Source organism: Cognatishimia sp. F0-27 (assembly GCF_020667845.1).
Classification (GTDB): Bacteria; Pseudomonadota; Alphaproteobacteria; order Rhodobacterales; family Rhodobacteraceae; genus JAFMPQ01.
Genome location: NZ_JAFMPQ010000017.1, coordinates 40,078 through 58,250 on the forward strand (window position 1 = coordinate 40,078; position 18,173 = coordinate 58,250).

An 18,173-nucleotide genomic window follows, 5' to 3' on the forward strand; every position below is an offset into this window, starting at 1 on the left:
CAGCGAACACAAAAAACGGCGCCCCGGTGGGGGGGCGCCGCCTTTCATCGCATGAAGTCGATGCAGCCTTATGCCTTCACGTCAAACCGGTCTGCATCCATCACCTTGACCCAGGCGCGGACGAAATCGGCCACGAAGCGCTCGCCCGCATCGCTTTGCGCGTAGTTCTCCGCAAGGGCGCGCAGCTGCGAGTTCGACCCGAAGACCAGATCGACCCGCGTGCCTGTCCATTTCAGCGCGCCGCTTGCGCGGTCGCGACCTTCGAACACACCTTCCTGTTCGGAGGCTTTCCACGCCGTGCCCATGTCCAGCAGGTTGACGAAGAAATCGTTGGTCAGCTGACCGGGACGGTCGGTAAATACACCGTGCTGTGCGCCACCGAAATTCGCGCCAAGCACGCGCAGACCGGCAACCAGCACCGTCATGTCCGGCGCGGAGAGACCAAGCAGGTTTGCGCGGTCCACAAGGATCGCCTCGGTCGGGGTTGAGGCATCGCCCTGCGAATAGTTGCGGAACCCGTCTGCCTTCGGCTCGAGCACGTCGAAGCTTTCTGCATCCGTCTGCTCTGCGCTGGCGTCCATGCGGCCCGGTGTGAACGGCACCTCGACGCTGTGACCCGCATCGGCGGCGGCCTTCTCGATGGCGGCAGAGCCTGCCAGCACGATCAGATCCGCAAGCGAGACCTTCTTGCCGCCGCTGGCCGATGCGTTGAACTCCGACTGGATGCCTTCGAGCGTGGCGAGAACGGCCTTGAGCGTCTCGGGCTCGTTCACTTCCCAGCCGATCTGCGGCTCGAGGCGGATCCGCGCGCCGTTGGCGCCGCCACGCTTGTCGCTGTTGCGATAGGTGGAGGCAGAAGCCCACGCCACTTTCACGAGGTCGGACAGGGCATGCCCGGCACCAAGGATCTTGGCCTTGAGCGCGTCGATATCGGCGCTGTCCACCAGAGCATGATCACAGGCGGGGATCGGATCCTGCCAGATCAGGTCTTCCGCCGGGACTTCCTTGCCGAGATACCGCACCTTCGGGCCCATATCGCGGTGGCAGAGCTTGAACCACGCCCGCGCAAAGGCTTCTTCCAGCTCTTCGGGGTTTTCAAGGAACCGGCGCGAGATCTTCTCGTAGACCGGATCGACACGCAGTGCCATGTCGGCCGTGGTCATCATCGGCGGGTTTTTCTTGCCCTCGATATGCGCGTCATCGACGAGGGTCTGGGCCTCTTCGGCCTTCGGCTGCCACTGCCACGCACCGGCCGGCGATTTGACCAGCTCCCAGTCCCAGCCGAACAGCGTCTCGAAATAGGAGTTGTCCCACTTGGTCGGGGTTGGGGTCCATGCGCCTTCGATCCCGGAGGTGATGGTATGACCGCCGCGGCCGGATTCGAAGGACGAGGTCCAGCCAAGCCCCTGATCGACGATGTCGGCCCCTTCCGGTTCCGCACCCACGAGGGCCGCATCGCCCGCGCCATGCGCCTTGCCGAAAGTGTGACCACCCGCCACGAGGGCAACGGTCTCTTCGTCATTCATTGCCATGCGGGCAAAGGTCTCGCGGATGTCACGTGCTGAGCGGGCCGGATCCGGCTCGCCGCTCGGGCCTTCGGGGTTCACATAGATCAGGCCCATCTGCACGGCGGCGAGCGGGTTTTCCAGCTGGCGGTCGCCGCTGTAGCGCGTGTCGCCCAGCCATTCGGTCTCGGTGCCCCAGTAGACATCCTCTTCCGGCTCCCACACATCCGCGCGACCGCCGGCAAAACCGAAAGTGCGGCCGCCCATGGATTCGATGGCGCAGTTGCCTGCGAGGATCATCAGGTCAGCCCAGCTCAGTGCGTTGCCGTATTTCTGCTTGATGGGCCAGAGCAGGCGGCGGGCCTTGTCGAGATTGGCATTGTCGGGCCAGGAGTTCAGCGGTGCAAACCGCTGTTGACCGGCGCCTGCGCCGCCGCGACCATCGGTGGTGCGGTAGGTGCCGGCGGAGTGCCACGCCATGCGGATGAAGAACGGACCGTAATGACCCCAGTCGGCGGGCCACCAGTCCTGGCTGTCGGTCATCAGCGCAAAGAGATCTTGCTTGACCGCATCGAGGTCGAGGCCCTTGAACGCTTCGGCATAGTCGAAATTGCCGAGCATCGGGTCGGCATCGGGATTGTTGGGGTGCAGGATCTTCAGGTTAAGCTGGTTGGGCCACCATTCCTTGTTTGTGCGGGCGCCGAATGTGGCGTGCATCACCGGGCATTTGCCCGGCTTGTCCATATCGTTTCCGTCCATCATCGCTCTCTCCAATCCAGAGTTGGTTCACATGGCGGGTTCGGGATCAAAGCGCTGTGCACCGGAACAGACGGGCTGTGTTGGCGCAAAAGGCCACAACCTTGGATTGAGTTTCCCCAACGCAAGCTGACCCAATCGGAATCGCTTTTCCCCCCTCGCTCACCTCTCTGTATCAGAGGTTTAGAATTGCTTTAAGTTGCATTTTCCGATTGAGGCGATAATTTTTGATTATGATAAACGTCACATTGAGACAGATGCGCTATGTCGATGCGCTCGCCCGACATGGGCATTTCGGCCGCGCGGCCGATGCCTGTGCGGTCTCGCAGCCAGCGCTCTCGGTTCAGGTCCGTGCGGTGGAGCAGGTGTTGGGCACGGCGCTTTTCGAGCGGTCCGCGCGGCAGGTGCGCCTGACCGCGTTTGGCGAGGAAGCGCTGGTGCGCATGCGCGCGGTGCTCCGCGCCGTGGACGAGCTTGAAACACTGGCCCGAGGGGCGACGGGCGGCTTGCCGCAGCGGCTTCGCCTCGGCGTGATCCCGACCATCGCGCCTTACCTTCTGCCCAATATCCTTCGCGCCATGAGCGTTGATCACCCCGAGATCGAGTTGCAGGTCCGCGAGTCGATCACGCCGCGTCTCATCGACGAGCTCTCCGAGGGCCGCATCGATTGCGCGCTGGTCGCGCTGCCGGTCTCCGAGCCGAGCTTTGAGGAAATGCCGCTGTTTGACGAACCCCTCATGTTGGTCCGGTCGGCGGAAGACCGCGAAAAACCCGTGCAGCCTCCCGATGCCATGAGTGACAAACGCTTGCTATTGTTGGAAGAAGGGCATTGCTTCCGCGACCAGGCCCTGTCGCTCTGCGCGCTTCAAGGCGCCCGCGCCCGAACGTCGATGGATGGCAGCTCTCTTGCGACGCTGGTGCAAATGGTGGCTGCCGGGCTTGGCACAACGCTGGTGCCCGCGATGGCCGTTCGGGTCGAGGCGCGCGCGCCGGAGGTCGATGTGCGTGCCTTTCCCGGCAAGCAGCCGACCCGCACCGTCGGGCTCATCTGGCGCAGCACCAATCCGCTTGGCCCGTCCTTTGCGCGGCTGGGAAACCTCATTCGCGCAGCGGCGTGTGACATTCCGGACGCGCGGATGCTCCCGGTTTGAGCGTCACGCATGGGGCGCTTGCCGGGTCTCTTGTCAGGGTCCGCGCCGTGACGCGGCGTCCGCCTGATGCGACACGGGACATGGCCGCACCGGCTGTGGGCGCAGGCGGAATGCCCTGCCGCGCGGATGGTGCGTTTGCCGGCATGGCGCACCGGCCGCCGGCGTGGTGCATGTCCTGCGGTTGCGCCCCCGCGCGCGCAACCGGCTGCCCAGAGCACGTGGCGCATGCGCGGTGCCGCGCAGATGGGCATTCGCCAAAACCATGGGCGGCATGGCTCGGCGCGACGTCAGCAAAAACACCGGTTTACGTTTTCAAGAATTGCACGCTAGGGTAGCGTCGAGCGTCGGATGCTCGAGAGGCTGTTTGAAATGTCGGAAGATGTGGTAATCGCTGGGGTCGGTGCGTCGGCCGGTGGCCTTGAAGCCTTGCGCGACATGCTTGCAACTGCCGACACGTCCAATCCCGTCGCCTTCGTGATTGTCCAGCATCTCGATCCCAATCATCAAAGCATGATGGCGGAACTGCTGGAACCGCATACTCCGCTTTCGGTGGTGCAGGCCTCCGGTGGCGAACAGGTCAAGGCCGGTTTTGTCTACGTGATCCCGCCGGGCCACGGGTTGACGATCAAGGACGGCGTGCTTGCCCTGACCCAGTTCTCGCAGCCGCGCGGTCTGCGTCGGCCTATCGACGATTTTTTCGTAGCATTGGCGGAAGATCGAAGCGAGAAGGCGATCTGTGTCATCCTGTCGGGGACCGGTGCCGATGGCAGCTCCGGCCTGCGCGCGATCAAGGAACACGGTGGCCTGTGCGTTGTGCAGGACCCCAAAACCGCGCGCTATGACGGGATGCCGCTCTCCGCAGTTGGGACGGGGCTTGTCGATTACATCCGGACCCCGCGCGACATTGCGCCGACAATCATGGGCTTTGTCGAAGGTCTGGGCCGTGACGCCGATGACGGCGATGATCCGGTCCGCGTGCTCGAACATCTCGACGAGCTCTGCGCGACGCTGAACGCGAGCGTCGGGCATGATTTTTCGGGTTACAAGCGCTCCACGATCGTGCGCCGCATCCAGAGGCGGATGCAGGTGCTCGGGTTGGTCGATGGCAGCGACTACCTCGCCCATATCCGCGACAGTGACGAGGAATGCGAAACCCTGTTTCGCGAACTGCTCATCAATGTCACCCGCTTCTTCCGGGACAGCGAGCAATTCGAAACCCTGCGCGCCGAGGTGATTGCTCCGCTGGTGGCAAAGAACATGGGCGAGGAAATCCGGGTCTGGGTGCCGGGCTGCTCGAGTGGCGAGGAGGCTTACTCCTTCGCGATGTATTTCGCCTCCGAACTGCGGCGCGCGCGCAAGTCCACGCTGGTGCAGATCTTCGCCACCGATATTGACGACCAGATGCTGCAAATGGCGCGGGCAGGGATTTATCCCACCTCCGCGCTGGCCGACATCCCCGAAAGCTTTCGCGAGCATTACACCGTCGGGCGCGACAGCAACTTCCAGATCGCGCCGAAGATCCGCGACATGGTGCGCTTTTCGGCGCATTCCATTGTCAAGGATCCGCCCTTTTCGCGGCTCGACCTGATCTCCTGCCGCAACGTCCTGATCTATTTCGGCGATAAGCTGCAAAATCAGGCACTGCCGATCTTCCATTACGCGCTCAAGCCCGGTGGGCACCTCTTTCTCGGCCCCTCCGAGAGCATCGGCCGGCATGAGGATCTGTTTGGCGTCATGGATCAGAAGGCGCGCATTTTCAAACGGTTCGACGGGCCGCCCGTCTACCCGATCGACCTGACCGCATCGAGCCGCCGGTCCGCGCGCGGTCGCGTCGAGCCCGGCCACCGGGTGCGTCGGTTCGACGACGAATGGGATGACGGCTACGCCACGGAGCGGATGCTCGAACGCTACGCCCCGCCGTCCCTTCGGATCACCGAAGATGGCGAAATCCTCAAATCGAGCGGCCAGTTTGCGCGCTATTTCGCGCTTTCGCCGACCCGAAGCGGCCCGGCCTATGTCCAGAACCTGGCCCGCCGTGGTCTCAAGGAGGTGTTGCCGACGCTGATCCGCAACGTGAACGATGACCGCCGCCGCAAGGTGGTGCGCGACGTTGACGTGCAATCCGAGATCGGCGTGCAGACCGTAGACGTGATCGCAGACCCGTTGCCTGATGACACCATTCTTCTGGTTTTGCGCGACAAGGGCGATTTCAAGGTCAGCGCGGATGATGAGATCGACGAGATCTACGAATTCGACAGCCATGAACAAGTGGTGGAAGAAGAGCTGCGCCTCACCCGCCTGCGCCTGCGAAGCGCGGTGGAAGAGCTTGAAACCGCCAATGAAGAGCTCAAGAGCTCGAACGAAGAAATGATGTCGATGAACGAGGAGCTGCAATCGACCAACGAGGAACTCAGCACCGTCAATGACGAGCTGAAATCCAAGGTCGATGAGCTCACCGTTGCCAACGCGGATCTCAAGAACCTCTTCGATTCAACCGAATTGCCGCTGATCGTGGTGGATCACGACCTGCGCGTGCGCAATTTCACCGATGGCGCGCAGGACCTGTTTTCCCTCAAGATCGGCGACCGGGGCCGGCCCTTGCAGGATCTGCGCAGCAATCTTGAAGACTCCGACAGGTTGATGGCCCGTATCCATCAGGTCATCGTCGAAGAGCGCGTCCTGCGTGAGACGGTCCACAGCCGCGACGGGCGCAACCACTGGGCTTTGTTGATCACGCCGTACCGCATGCTCGATGGCAACGTGGTCGGCGCAACGCTCACCTTTGCCGACATCACCGCGGCGCTCGACCTTGAACTGCAACTCCGTCAGGAAGCCGCGCGGCTCAAGCTTGCGCTCGAAGTGGCCAAGATCGGTTTCTGGCAATACGAGGTCGAAACCGGCAACACGACGCTCGATGCCAATGCCATGTTGCTCTTTGACGTGGATGAAACCGACAGCGCCGATATCAACGCCGTGATGAAGCGCATCGTGGAAGAAGACCGACCCATGGTCGAGAACGCCTTGCGCCGGGCGATTTCCGGAGAGGCAGGCTACGAGGCATCTTTCCGGGTGCGCCGGCGCGATGGCAGCGTGCGCCACCTCCGCGGCCTTGGTCAGCTTTCGGAACTGTCGCGCCCAAAGCGGCTTGTGGGGGTGAATTTCGACCAGACGGTGGAGGTCGAGAATTCCAACATGCGCGAGCTGATGATCCGGGAAATGAACCACCGGGTCAAAAACCTCTTCTCGATCATGTCCGCGCTGCTCCGGGTCGGTGCCCGCACGGCCGACTCCGCGAAGGATCTGGCCGACACGCTGTCCGACCGGATCAATGCGCTGGCGGTGTCGCATGATCTCAGCGTCAAGGAAGGTTCGCGCGCGCTTGCGCTCAAGGATCTCGTCTCCGTCAGCATTGCCGCCTTTGAGGGAGAGCAGGATGCCCAGATCGACGGTCCGGACATTCAGGTCAACAGCGAAGAGATCACCCCGCTCGCCTTGATTTTGCATGAATGGGCGACAAACTCCGCCAAATACGGGGCACTTGGCGCATCAGACGGGGCGCTCGCCGTGTCATGGACCCGCGAGGGCGATGGGCCCGTGGAAATCATCTGGGAAGAAAGGGCCTCCCGCATCGCCGAAAGCGAGTCCGCGCCGGAAGGCTTCGGCTCGCAGCTTGTGCGTCTCGCGGCCACGCAGCTCGGCGGTGACATTCGGATCGACGCTCAGGACGGTCTTTACAGGATTGGATTGCATTGTGACCTCCACGACTAAGCCGGGCGCAACGGCCAATGCGGTTCTGATCGTCGAAGACGAGGTGCTTGTGGCGCAGGATCTGGCCTTCATGGTCGAGGATCTCGGGTGCAGCGTTCTGGGACCGCTGCACACGCTGACCGATGCGCTTGCAACGGTTGCGCACACCCGGCCGGATTTCGCCATCCTCGATGTCAATCTAGGTGACGGCCAGATCTTTCCGCTCGCGGATGTGTTGCTGGCGCAGGACGTGCCCTTTGTCTTCTGTTCTGCGCATTTCGAGGTGTTCGAAGTGGATGCACGCTACCCCGATGCCGGTCTGGTGCAGAAACCGTTCAATGAACGGATGATTCGCCAGGCGATAGAGAGCTGCCTCGGATAGGGTAACACGCGCCTTCGCGAGCGGTCGACCGGACCGGCGCAAGCCGCCTAGGTGCGCCTCTTTGCGGACCATGTCGGCGTTCTCTCCGCTCCCGTCGCCCTCATCGCCGCATCATCGCCTTGCACATGCAGATTCAGGTTGCCCGAGCGTGTCGGAGCAGGCATTGTTTCATCATGCGAACAAATGTGCGAAAATTTCATGGTTGAGTCGCGCGGCCCTGTTCTTGGCTTTCTCGTGAACCCCGTCGCCGGGCTGGGCGGCCCCTTGGGCGAGAAGGGCAGCGATGACCCGACGCTGCATCGCCGACCCGATGCGCAGGCGCTGGCCGGTCGCGCGGCGCGGCGCGCACAGCGCGCGCTCGACGCCATGGGTTCGGGTGCCTTGCGCCACGTGGTCACCGGACCGGGTGCGCTGGGCGGCATGCTCCTGCCCGATGCCGAACAGCTCGCCATTCCCTGCACCGGGACAGCCGCAGATACCAAAAGCCTCGTCGCCGCCATGCAGGATCGGGTGGACCTCATTCTTTTTGCGGGCGGGGACGGCACCGCGCGGGACGTGGCCGCCGCCAATGGTGCGGGCGTGCCGATCCTCGGCATCCCGGCCGGGGTCAAGATGCATTCCGGTGTCTTTGCCCGCTCGCCCGAACGCGCGGGGCGCGCGGCGGAGGCGTTTCTCGCCAATCCGCGCCACCCGATCGAGATGATCGAGATCCTCGACATCGACGAAAGCGCCCGACGCCGGGGGCGTCTCTCCGCGCAGCTTTTTGCCGTGGCCCGCACACCGGCGTCCACCGAGGGCGCGCGGCAGAACCCGAAGGCGGGCGGCGGTGACGTGATTGCGGATCTTGACGCTGCGCTGGGGGATTATCATCGCCGGATGACACCCGACCGCGCCTATATCCTTGGACCAGGCACCACACTGGCGGCGCTCAAGGACCGGTTGGGGGGCGGCACGCTGCTCGGTGTGGATCTGGCGCGCAATGGTCGGATCGTCGCGCGCGACCTGTCCGAAACCGCTCTGCTCGATGCGCTTGAGCAGGAGTCAGCGGCCCGAATCGTGCTCTCCGTCGTAGGCGGTCAGGGCTTCGTGCTCGGGCGCGGCAACCAGCAGATCTCGCACCGGGTGATCGAGCGCGTCGGACCCCAGAATATCGACGTGATCTGCGCGTCGCCCAAGCTTGCAGCGCTCAAACCGCTGGAACTGACCATCGACACCGGCGATCCCGGTCTCGATGCGCGATTGGCGGGCTGGTGGCCGATCACCACCGGCCCTGGCCGAAAACAGGTGGTGCGCGTGGTGCATTGAACCAACGCCGGACCCCGACAAAAAACGCATAGACAGGAGGTTTTCCCATGACCAAAGCCCATCCCTGGATGGCCAATTCCGTCCCGGAGGTGAAGCAGGAGATGCTGGCGGCGCTCGGATTGAATTCCGTCGACAGCCTGTTTTCCCAGATCCCCGAGGATCACCTCTACGGCAAGCCCTTCAACCTGCCGCCACAACTCGCGTCCGAAGTGGCCTTGTCGCGCCATCTCGACGACGTGCTGTCCAAGAACGCGACGTGCAAGGACTACCTGTGTTTCCTCGGTGCCGGCGCATGGCCGCATTACGTGCCCGCGATCTGTGACGAGGTCGCAAACCGTTACGAATGGCAAACCTCGGTCTTCGGCTCGCCCACCTCGGACCATGGCCGCAACCAGGCGTGGTTCGAATTCTGTTCCCAGATCGGCGCGCTGGTCGAAATGGATTTTGTCGGCCTGCCGGTCTATTCCTGGGGCTGCGCGATTGGCCATTCCGTCCGCATGGCCTCCCGCATGACCGGCCGCCGCCGGGTTCTGATCCCCGAAGTGATGGACCCCGAACGCCTGATGGTGCTGCAGAACTACTGCGAGCCGCGCGAAATGGCGCGCCATATCACGATTGATACGGTCCGTGTCGGCCCCGATGGCCAGATCGACCGCGACGATCTTCAGGCCAAGCTCGGCGACGATGTCTGCGCACTTTATATCGAGACGCCCTCCTATCATGGCGTGATCGACGCCGATCCCGGTGCGCTCTGCGCCATGGCCCGCGCTTCCGGGGCTGAGGCCATCGTCGGCGTCGACCCGCTCTCGCTCGGTCTGCTCGAAGCGCCCGGCGCGTATGGCGCAACCATCGCCGTCGGTCCGACTCAGCCGATGGGCGTGCACATGAACGCCGGTGGCGGTGTCGGCGGCTTCATCGCAAGCCCCGACGAGGCCCGCTACACCTCTGAATACAACACGCTCAACATCTCCATCGGCGAGACGCAGAAAGAGGGCGAATACGGCTTTGGCCTCACGCTCTTTCACCAGTCGTCCTATGGCATGCGCGACGAGGGAAAGGACTGGACCGGCAATTCCGTCTATCTCTGGGCGCTGGCCAACACCACCTACATGGCGGCCATGGGCCCCGAAGGCTTTGCCGAAATCGGTCGTCTGATCATGGCCCGCTCCCGCGCCGCCGCAGAGGCGATCAACGCGCTGCCCGGCGCATCGGTCGATCTCTCCCGCCCGTTTTTCAAGGAATTTGTGGTGCAGTTCGACAAGCCCGTGGCCCCGATCAATGACACGATCCGCACGCTCGGCATCTTCGGCGGCAAGGACATCACCGGCGAGCCGGGTGTGGAGGGCCACGCAGCGCTCTACTGCGTCACCGAAATCCACACGCCCGAGGACATCGCGCAACTGACATCCGCACTCAAGGAGGCGCTGGCATGACCGCTCCGATCCCCAACCGTCTCGCCCGCAACCCCGAAAACTTCCATGCCCCGCGCTGGTCCGAACCGGTCGTGACCGAGATGGGCTGCCCCGGTCGCCGTGGGGTGGTCTTCGAGGACGCACCCATGCCCGACCTGCCCGGCAAAGCCGCGCGCAAGGCAAAGCCGGAGCTGCCTGAATTGACCGAGCATGACGCGTTGCGCCACTACCTGCACCTGTCCCAGATGACGCTGGGCATGATGGGCGTGTCGCTCTTTGGCACCTGCACGATGAAATACAACCCGCGCATCGGCGAGCGCGCCGCGATGGAGCATCTCGCCCATATTCACCCGCTGCAACACCCCGACACGCTGCAAGGCGTGATGGAGGTCTACGCCAATTTCTCCGACTTCCTCTGCGAAGTGTCCGGCATGGACCAGTTCGTGTTTCAGGCCGGTGGCGGGGCCGATGCGGCCTATACCCATGCCTGCGTGACCCGCGCCTATCACGCCTCGCGCGGCGAGCTGGAACAGCGCGACCAGATCATCACCACGATCCAGACGCATCCCTGCTCCCCCGCCACGGCCAACACCGCCGGGTTCGAGGTCATCACGCTTTCGCTTGAGGAAAACGGCTACCCGTCAATCGAACAGCTCAAATCGGTGCTCGGTCCGCGCACCGCGGCGCTCATGGTCAACAACCCTGACGACATGGGCATCTATAACCCGGACATCAAGGAATGGGTCCGGTTGGTGCATGAGGCGGGCGGCCTGTGCTTCTACGATCATGCCAATTTCAACGGCGTGATGACGCGCCTGCGCGCGCGCGAGTTGGGGTTCGATGCCTGCATGTACATGCTGCACAAGACGTTCGGCGCGCCCAAGGGCGGTGGCGGACCCGCTGTGGGTGCCTATGGCTGTGCCGAGCATCTGGTGCCGTTCCTGCCCTCGCCTCTGGTGGTGCGGGATGGCGATGCGTTCAAGCTCGACGACGACCGCCCGCAAAGCATCGGCCGCATCCGCGAATTCTGGGGCAACGCGCCGCAAGTGCTCAAGGCCTATGCCTGGGCACGGGCTATGGGGGCCGACGGCCTTCGCGAGGCGGCGGATATCTCCGTTTTGGCCAACAACTACATGGACAAGCGCCTGGGCGAGGTCAAAGGCGTGAGCCGCTCCAATCCCGACATCACCGCCCCGCGCATGGAGATGACCCGCCATTCCGTGGAACAGGTGACCAAGGATACAGGCTGCACCATCGTCGACATCTCTAACCGCATGACCGATTTCGGCATCGACGCTTTGTGGCTGTCCCATGAGCCGTGGCTGGTCGCTGAACCGTTCACGCCGGAGGCGGGCGAGCTGTGGTCCCGCGAGGATATCGATTACTGGATCGACGTGCTCGAACACGTGGTGCACGAAGCCTACGAGACCCCGGAAGTCGTGAAGACCGCGCCGCACAACGCCCCCATCGCCCAGATCAAGGGCGACGACATGGCCGACCCCGAGCGTTGGGCGACCACGTGGCGCGCCTATGTGCGCAAGAACGCGGCCAAGGTCAAAGCGGCGGAGTAGGGCGCACCTTCAGATGAAGAATCCCGCCGCGTCAGCCAAGGCGCGGCGGGCAATCCCCGCCTGAGGCTGTCCTCGCGCAAAATATCGACGGGCCGCAAAACCGCTTTGCACAAGTCTTCGTGCCACGGGAACCGTTGCGACGTGCCGAACCGCGCCCACGGGGCGGCGCGTTCCTCGCCACCCTTCGGTCCGGCGCTCACTTGGCCACGTCTTCAAGAAAGGTCCGGAACAAGGCCAAAGGCCGCCGGACCATCGACGGGCCGCTCGGACGGCCTGTCGATCCGGGCACGTTGCGCGCATCATTCAAACGGATTTCGGACTTGGCCAGCATAAAGTGCCAGGGAACGCCCGTCGTATCGACAGTCCCTGGCCCATTCTCCGGCCCGTCGATGCCCCGGCGGCCTGTGTCCTTCGCTCCGGGACGGGTTCTCGCTCAGAGAGATCACCCGCCGGTCAAACAGAGCTTTCCAACCGCGTATTCGCCACGATCTCCGGCACGCTCGCCTGATTGGGCAGCTTCAGCAGCATGGACACGATCTCCGCCACATCATCCGGCTGCAACCGCTCCGCTTTCGGCGTCACGCCGGGAATGCCGTCGATCATATCGGTGTCAATCGCACCCGGGCACAACGCCGTGCCGCGCAACCCTTCGTCCCACCCGGCAAAGCGCACCGCATGGGTCATCGCCAGAAGCGCCTGTTTCGTCATGACATAGCCCAGCGAGGTAGAGGCATCACGGTAACGCTTTGCATCGGTCGAGGCGATGTTGATCACGCGCCCGCGTCCCGACGCTTTCAACGCGGGCAGCGCCGCGCGGATCAGCCGGAACGGCCCTTTGACATTCACGTTGAAAAGATCGTCAAGATCATCCTCGGTGCCGCGGGTGAAATCCACCATCTTGAGGATGCCCGCATTGTTGACCAGCGCGTCGGGCGCGCCCATATCGGCGGTCGTCGCGGCGACCCACTCAGCGGCGGTCTCCGGCGCATCGGCGTCAAACCGGTAGGCACCGACCGCATCGCCAAACGCCTCGCGCACCGCTTCGGGCTTGCGCACGCCAACCGACACGCGGTGCCCGTCCGCGAGGCAGCGCCGCACGATCGCCGCGCCAAGCCCGCGCGCGCCACCCGACACCATGACAAGCCGCGGCTGCATCAGAACAGACCCTGATAAACGCCACCATCGTTGACGATATTCTGCCCGACGATGAAGCCCGCCTGATCGGAGCAGAGGAACGCCACAAGGTCCCCGCATTCGCTGGGATCTGCAAACCGCCCCGCAGGCACGGACTGGATCCGGTTCTCTACAATCGCCTCGTAGGTCGTGTTGCCGCGCCGCGCGTGGTTGTGCAGGTTCGTGTGCAGCGCATCGGTGTCGAAAAACCCGGGGCATACCGTGTTGATCGTGACGTTGTCGCGCACGGTCTCTTTGACCATCGAGGCAATCGCCCCCGACAGCGCCAGCCGCGCCGAATGGCTGTGCGCGAAATGCGGCGCCGGGAACTTGATGAAGCTCACGGAGATATTGACGATCCGCCCGAACTTGCGCGCGCGCATGCCCGGCAACACGCCGGTGATCATCTGCAGGGAGGAGAAGAAATGCACATCGAGCCAGTATTGCCACTCCGCCTTGTCCCATTCCGGGAACTCGCCGGGGATCTGCCGGATGCCGGGATTGGCCACGAGAATGTCCACGTCTCCCGCCTTGGCGATGATTTCGTCGCGCCCTTCGTCACTGTTGAAATCCGTGGCCACGGTGGTCACGGTCACGCCGGTCTCCGCGCGGATCTCCTCCGCCGTGGCCTCAAGATCCGCCGCCGTGCGCGCGTTGAGCACAAGATCCACACCCTCGCGCGCCAGCGAGAAGGCACAGGCCCGGCCCAGCCCCTTGGACGCAGCACTCACAATGGCCTTGCGGCCCTTCAATCCCAGATCCATGGGAAATCCTTTCTGTTATTCTGTGTCAGGCGGCAGAGGTCTTCCGACCCAGTATCCTGTCGAGCCCGTCGATCAACTCGGTCAGCGCCGGGCCCTTCAAAGGCTGTAACGGCGCGCGCGGCTTCCCACCACCGGGCAGTCCGAGATGGTCCATCGCCGCCTTTGTCGCAGGGTAAAGCGTGCGCCCGCCGGAGGTAAACAGATGGGTGAGCGCCTGTGCGCGGGCCTGATAGGCCCAGGCCTCCTCCATCCGTCCTTCCTGATGCAGGGTCCAAAGGTCAAGACACCCGTCCCACACATTCGGGAAACAGTCGATCAACCCGTCACAGCCCGCAAGCATCGCGGGCACACCGATGGTCGAGGATGGCCCGCAAAACACGCGGATCCGGTCGCGCACCCGGTCGATGGTCTGGTTGAAATTCATCCAGTCGCCGGAGCTTTCCTTGATCGCCACCACCGGATCGAGATCCGCCAGCACATCGACGATATCGGGGGTCAGAGCGTTCCCCGCATTGCCGGGGATGTTGTAGAGCACGATGGGAAGCGGCGACGCGGCCGCCACCGCCTCGAAATGCGCGATGATCTCGCCCTTGGTCAGATGCGCGAAAAAGGGCGGCATGACCAACCCCGCATCCGCGCCTGCCTCCTTGGCATCGTGCAAGGCTTCCAAGACGCCCGAAGGCGTGATCGCCGCACAGCCGAGGATACAGGTCAGGTCCGGCCCGAGCGCGCCGCGTGTGGTCACGCCGATCGCGCGCCGCTCCTCGCGGCTCAATGTCCAGAATTCGCCGGTGCAGCCAGCGGCGACAACGCCGGTGGCGCCGGCGGCCACAAGGCGTTTGATGTTGCGTGAAAGCCCATCATGGTCCACGGCGCCCGCCTTGGTAAACGGGGTGGTGATGGCGGGCATTGCGCCGGTCCAGGTGATGCTGTGTCTGTCCAAAACGCGCCTCCTCAGACTTTTGTTGGGTCCAAAGCGCCTTCGGCGCGCAGGGCGGAATAGGTCTGGTCGGCAGCGCGGCGCACCGTCGACACGGCCAGGTCGATTTCTTCGTGGGTGATGGTGAACGGCGGCGAAAAGGACACCGCATCGCCGTTGGGCAACGCGCGGCAGATCACGCCATCTTCGAGGGCCGCGCGCACGATTCTGGGCGCCACCGTCCGGCCGGGATCGAATTTCTCCCATCCCTCTCCGACGGGCCGGGCAAATTCGACCGCTGCCACAAGCCCGGTGCCGCGCACCTCCGCGGCAATCGGCATGTCGGCAAAGGCGGTGCGCAGGGTTTCCTGCATGTAGGCCCCGATGCTGCCGGCGCGTTCCACGAGATTGTCCTCTTCGAGAATGTCGAGATTGGCGAGCGCGGCGGCGGCCATCACCGGATGCGCCGTATAGGTGTAGCCATGGCCAAACGCACCGAATTTCGCGGCACCCTCGCCCGAGATCACGCGCCAGATCTCTTCGCCCACAAGCACGCCCGAGAGTGGCGCATAGCCCGAGGTGATCCCCTTGGCGACCGACATGAGATCGGGCTTCATGTCCATCTTCTCCGTGCCGAACCACGTGCCCAGACGCCCGAAGCCGCAAATGACCTCGTCGGCGATCAGCAACACGTCATGGCGGTCCAGAACCGCCTTGATCTTGGGGAAATAGCCCTCCGGCGGGACGATCACGCCGCCCGCGCCCATCACCGGTTCCGCGATGAAGGCGGCCACCGTTTCCGGGCCCTCCGCTTCGATCAGCGTGTTGAGTTCGGCCGCCAGCCGGTCGCCAAACGCGTCGTCCGTCTCGCCGGGGTGGCGGGTCCAGAGGTTGTGCGGGGCCGACACATGCCGGATCATCGGCAGGGGGAGGTCAAAGCCGTTATGCAGCGCCGGCAGCCCGGTCAGGCCACCGGCCATGACGGTCACCCCGTGATAGCCACGGTCGCGCGCAATGATCTTCTTCTTTTCCGTGCGACCGAGCGCGTTGTTGTAATACCAGACAATCTTGGCCTGCGTGTCATTGGCGTCCGAGCCGGACGCGCCGAAGAAGATCTTCGAGAATCCCGGCGGTGCCTTTTCGATGACGCGCTGGGCAAGGATCGCGGCGGGCTCCGTCGCCATCGACGAAAACCCGTGGAAATAGCTCAGCTTGCGGGCCTGGTCGGCCATGGCATCGGCGATGCGGTCACGGCCATAGCCGACATTCACGCACCACAGACCCGCCATGCTGTCGAGATAGCGCTTGCCCGCATCGTCCGTGATCCAGCATCCGCTGGCCTCGCGCGCGATCATGGCCGCGCCACTTTGCTCGTGCTGCCCCGCTGCGCTGAACGGGTGGAACACGAACTGCCGGTCGAGATCCCGGATATCTGTCATGCCCTTGTTCCTTCGTTGTTAGTGCGAGCGCATCGGGATCACCGATGCGTCTTCGTCCGTGTTGAGCCGCGCGCCGTCGTCTTCCGGCGCAAACAGGTGAATGGCATCTGGTTCAAAGGTGATCTGAACCGTCTGCCCGATGGAAAGCCGTCGCCCGGCCTCGACCCGAGACAGAAGTCGCGTGCCGTCTTCGAGCGCAAGCGAAACGATGAGCTCATGCCCGGTGTTCTCCACCAGTCGGATCGTGGCCGCGACATGGCCTGTGCCGATTGTCACCGCTTCGGGCCGCACGCCCATGACACAGGGCCCGTCTTCGGCGGCAAAGCGGGCGCGGTCGAGCGGCACCGTCATCGCGCCACGGGTGAAGGTGTCGCCGGCCAGTGTGCCTTCGATCTGGTTCATCGACGGCGTGCCGATAAAGCTTGCGACGAAGCGGTTGGCCGGGCGGTTATAGACCGCGTCGGGCGTGTCGAATTGCTGCAAGCGACCGCCATGCATGACCGCGATCCGGTCCGCCATGGTCATGGCCTCAAGCTGGTCATGGGTCACATAGACCATCGTCTTGCCGAGCCGTCGGTGCAGCTCGATCAGCTCCGCGCGCATGTAGCTGCGCAGCTTGGCGTCGAGATTGGACAGCGGCTCGTCGAGCAGGAACACCTTGGGCTCGCGCACAAGCGCGCGGCCCAGCGCGACGCGCTGCTGCTGCCCGCCCGACAGCTGCGCGGGCTTGCGGTCGAGCAAGGGCTCAAGCTGCAGCAGCTCTGCGGCTTTCTGGACCGCCGCGGCGCGTTCATCCTTGGGCACGCCGCGCTTGCGCAGCGGATAGGCAATGTTCTGCCCCACGGTCATGTGCGGATAAAGCGCGTAGCTCTGAAACACCATCGCGATATCGCGCTTGCCCGGGGCCACGTCATTCACGACACGCCCGTCGATGCTGATCTCGCCCGCGCTCGGAAATTCCAGCCCCGCCAGCATCCGCAACGTCGTCGACTTGCCACAGCCCGACGGGCCGAGCAACGCCACGAACTCTCCGGAGCGGATCTCGATATCGAGGTTTTCCAACGCGGTGAACGTGCCGAAACTCTTGCGCACGTTCTTGAGGGTGACGTCAGCCATGGGGTCTCCTTATCCCTTGACCCCGCCCGCGCCAAAGCCGCGGGTCAGGTAACTTTGCAGGAAGGCGAACACAACGATCAGCGGCAGGCTCATCATCACCGACGCCGCCATCAGCAGCGACCATTCGATGTTGAACGCCGAGATCAGCATCGACATCACGCCCGTGGTCAGCGGTGCCACGCTGTCCGAATTCACCAGCACCAGCGCATAGAGGTATTCGTTCCACGACAGGATGAAGGTGAACAGCGCGGTCGAGATGATCCCCGGCAGGAGCTGTGGCAGGATCACGTCGCGAAACGCGCCCATCCGCGTGGCGCCGTCCACGAGCGCCGCGCTTTCGAGATCCTCCGGGATGCCTTCCATGAAACTGCGCAGCAGCCACAGCGCATAGGGCAGCGCAAAGGTGGTATGCGCCAGAATGAGCGAGAGCAGCGTGTTCGACAGGCCGATTTCCACCATCATCAGGTATAGCGGAATGATCAGCACCACGGAGGGCAGCAGGTATGTGAAGAGCACAAGCATCGCCAGTGTCTCGCGTCCGCGGAACTTGAAACGCACGAGGCTGTAGGCCCCGAGCGTGCCGAGCAGCACGACGAAAACCGTGGTTGTTGTCGCCAGCACCACAGAATTGCGGAAATAGCGCAGGAATGGCGTCTCTGTCAGAAGGCGCCAGTAATGCTCGAAGGTGATTGTCTCCGGCAGCCATGTGGGCGGGATGCGGAACAATTCCGACTGTGGCTTGAGCGATGTGACAATCATCCAGAACAGCGGAAAGGCGATCACGGCCACCAGCGACCAGGTGACGAAGTTCAGAACGATCTTGCGGAGCATTGACGATGGCAGGCTCATCTCGCATCCACCCCCGCCGCGCCAGAGCTCTTCCGCACTTGCGGCCCTGCGGCCGCCGCGCGGTCTCGCGACATCACCGTTTCG

General features: G+C 63.8%; 13 protein-coding genes. 6 read left to right on the forward strand and 7 right to left on the reverse strand.

Features of this window, described 5'->3' with window-relative positions:
* Window positions 1-68: 68 nt before the first annotated feature.
* Complete coding sequence (gene katG, locus J1C49_RS10900; protein ID WP_227445906.1) at window positions 69-2,264, reverse strand: catalase/peroxidase HPI; 2,196 nt, start codon at window positions 2,262-2,264, stop codon at window positions 69-71.
* A gap of 230 nt (window positions 2,265-2,494) precedes the next feature.
* On the opposite strand from katG, the gene J1C49_RS10905 reads away from it, so the two are divergent.
* The 6 genes from J1C49_RS10905 (at window position 2,495) to gcvPB (ending at window position 11,829) form a co-directional block, all read left to right on the forward strand.
* Complete coding sequence (locus tag J1C49_RS10905; RefSeq protein WP_227445907.1) at window positions 2,495-3,412, forward strand: hydrogen peroxide-inducible genes activator; 918 nt, start codon at window positions 2,495-2,497, stop codon at window positions 3,410-3,412.
* A 369-nt stretch (window positions 3,413-3,781) separates the two neighbouring features.
* A complete protein-coding gene (locus tag J1C49_RS10910; protein WP_227445855.1) occupies window positions 3,782-7,180 on the forward strand; it encodes a CheR family methyltransferase in 3,399 nt (1,132 codons plus the stop codon).
* A complete protein-coding gene (locus J1C49_RS10915; protein ID WP_227445856.1) occupies window positions 7,164-7,541 on the forward strand; it encodes a response regulator in 378 nt (125 codons plus the stop codon). Before J1C49_RS10910 ends, J1C49_RS10915 begins: the two co-directional genes overlap by 17 nt.
* Window positions 7,542-7,739: 198 nt before the next feature.
* Complete coding sequence (locus J1C49_RS10920) at window positions 7,740-8,846, forward strand: ATP-NAD kinase family protein (RefSeq protein ID WP_227445857.1); 1,107 nt, start codon at window positions 7,740-7,742, stop codon at window positions 8,844-8,846.
* A gap of 47 nt (window positions 8,847-8,893) precedes the next feature.
* Window positions 8,894-10,279, forward strand: a complete 1,386-nt coding sequence (gcvPA, locus tag J1C49_RS10925; protein ID WP_227445858.1) for an aminomethyl-transferring glycine dehydrogenase subunit GcvPA — start codon at window positions 8,894-8,896, stop codon at window positions 10,277-10,279.
* Complete coding sequence (gcvPB, locus tag J1C49_RS10930) at window positions 10,276-11,829, forward strand: aminomethyl-transferring glycine dehydrogenase subunit GcvPB (RefSeq protein ID WP_227445859.1); 1,554 nt, start codon at window positions 10,276-10,278, stop codon at window positions 11,827-11,829. Before gcvPA ends, gcvPB begins: the two co-directional genes overlap by 4 nt.
* Before the next feature lie 453 nt (window positions 11,830-12,282).
* On the opposite strand, the gene J1C49_RS10935 is transcribed toward gcvPB, so the two are convergent.
* The 6 genes from J1C49_RS10935 to J1C49_RS10960 are packed head-to-tail and all read right to left on the reverse strand — an operon-like array spanning window position 12,283 to window position 18,089.
* Complete coding sequence (locus tag J1C49_RS10935) at window positions 12,283-12,984, reverse strand: SDR family NAD(P)-dependent oxidoreductase (RefSeq protein WP_227445860.1); 702 nt, start codon at window positions 12,982-12,984, stop codon at window positions 12,283-12,285.
* Window positions 12,984-13,766, reverse strand: a complete 783-nt coding sequence (locus J1C49_RS10940; RefSeq protein ID WP_227445861.1) for an SDR family oxidoreductase — start codon at window positions 13,764-13,766, stop codon at window positions 12,984-12,986. Before J1C49_RS10940 ends, J1C49_RS10935 begins: the two co-directional genes overlap by 1 nt.
* A gap of 25 nt (window positions 13,767-13,791) precedes the next feature.
* On the reverse strand, window positions 13,792-14,709 hold the full coding sequence (locus tag J1C49_RS10945; RefSeq protein ID WP_227445862.1) for a dihydrodipicolinate synthase family protein: 918 nt from the start codon (window positions 14,707-14,709) through the stop codon (window positions 13,792-13,794).
* Window positions 14,710-14,720: 11 nt separating this feature from the next.
* Complete coding sequence (locus tag J1C49_RS10950; RefSeq protein WP_227445863.1) at window positions 14,721-16,124, reverse strand: aminotransferase; 1,404 nt, start codon at window positions 16,122-16,124, stop codon at window positions 14,721-14,723.
* 18 nt (window positions 16,125-16,142) lie between these two features.
* A complete protein-coding gene (locus J1C49_RS10955) occupies window positions 16,143-17,240 on the reverse strand; it encodes an ABC transporter ATP-binding protein (RefSeq protein WP_227445864.1) in 1,098 nt (365 codons plus the stop codon).
* A gap of 9 nt (window positions 17,241-17,249) precedes the next feature.
* Complete coding sequence (locus tag J1C49_RS10960; protein WP_227445865.1) at window positions 17,250-18,089, reverse strand: carbohydrate ABC transporter permease; 840 nt, start codon at window positions 18,087-18,089, stop codon at window positions 17,250-17,252.
* Window positions 18,090-18,173: the final 84 nt, after the last annotated feature.

Bases quoted from the DNA above. Each gene is read 5' to 3' on its own strand.
- J1C49_RS10910 (WP_227445855.1), top strand. From the start codon at position 3,782: ATGTCGGAAGATGTGGTAATCGCTGGGGTCGGTGCGTCGGCCGGTGGC.
- gcvPB (WP_227445859.1), top strand. From the start codon at position 10,276: ATGACCGCTCCGATCCCCAACCGTCTCGCCCGCAACCCCGAAAACTTC.
- katG (WP_227445906.1), bottom strand. From the start codon at position 2,264: ATGGACGGAAACGATATGGACAAGCCGGGCAAATGCCCGGTGATGCAC.
- J1C49_RS10955 (WP_227445864.1), bottom strand. From the start codon at position 17,240: ATGGCTGACGTCACCCTCAAGAACGTGCGCAAGAGTTTCGGCACGTTC.
- J1C49_RS10905 (WP_227445907.1), top strand. From the start codon at position 2,495: ATGATAAACGTCACATTGAGACAGATGCGCTATGTCGATGCGCTCGCC.
- J1C49_RS10940 (WP_227445861.1), bottom strand. From the start codon at position 13,766: ATGGATCTGGGATTGAAGGGCCGCAAGGCCATTGTGAGTGCTGCGTCC.
- J1C49_RS10960 (WP_227445865.1), bottom strand. From the start codon at position 18,089: ATGAGCCTGCCATCGTCAATGCTCCGCAAGATCGTTCTGAACTTCGTC.
- J1C49_RS10950 (WP_227445863.1), bottom strand. From the start codon at position 16,124: ATGACAGATATCCGGGATCTCGACCGGCAGTTCGTGTTCCACCCGTTC.
- J1C49_RS10920 (WP_227445857.1), top strand. From the start codon at position 7,740: ATGGTTGAGTCGCGCGGCCCTGTTCTTGGCTTTCTCGTGAACCCCGTC.
- J1C49_RS10935 (WP_227445860.1), bottom strand. From the start codon at position 12,984: ATGCAGCCGCGGCTTGTCATGGTGTCGGGTGGCGCGCGCGGGCTTGGC.
- gcvPA (WP_227445858.1), top strand. From the start codon at position 8,894: ATGACCAAAGCCCATCCCTGGATGGCCAATTCCGTCCCGGAGGTGAAG.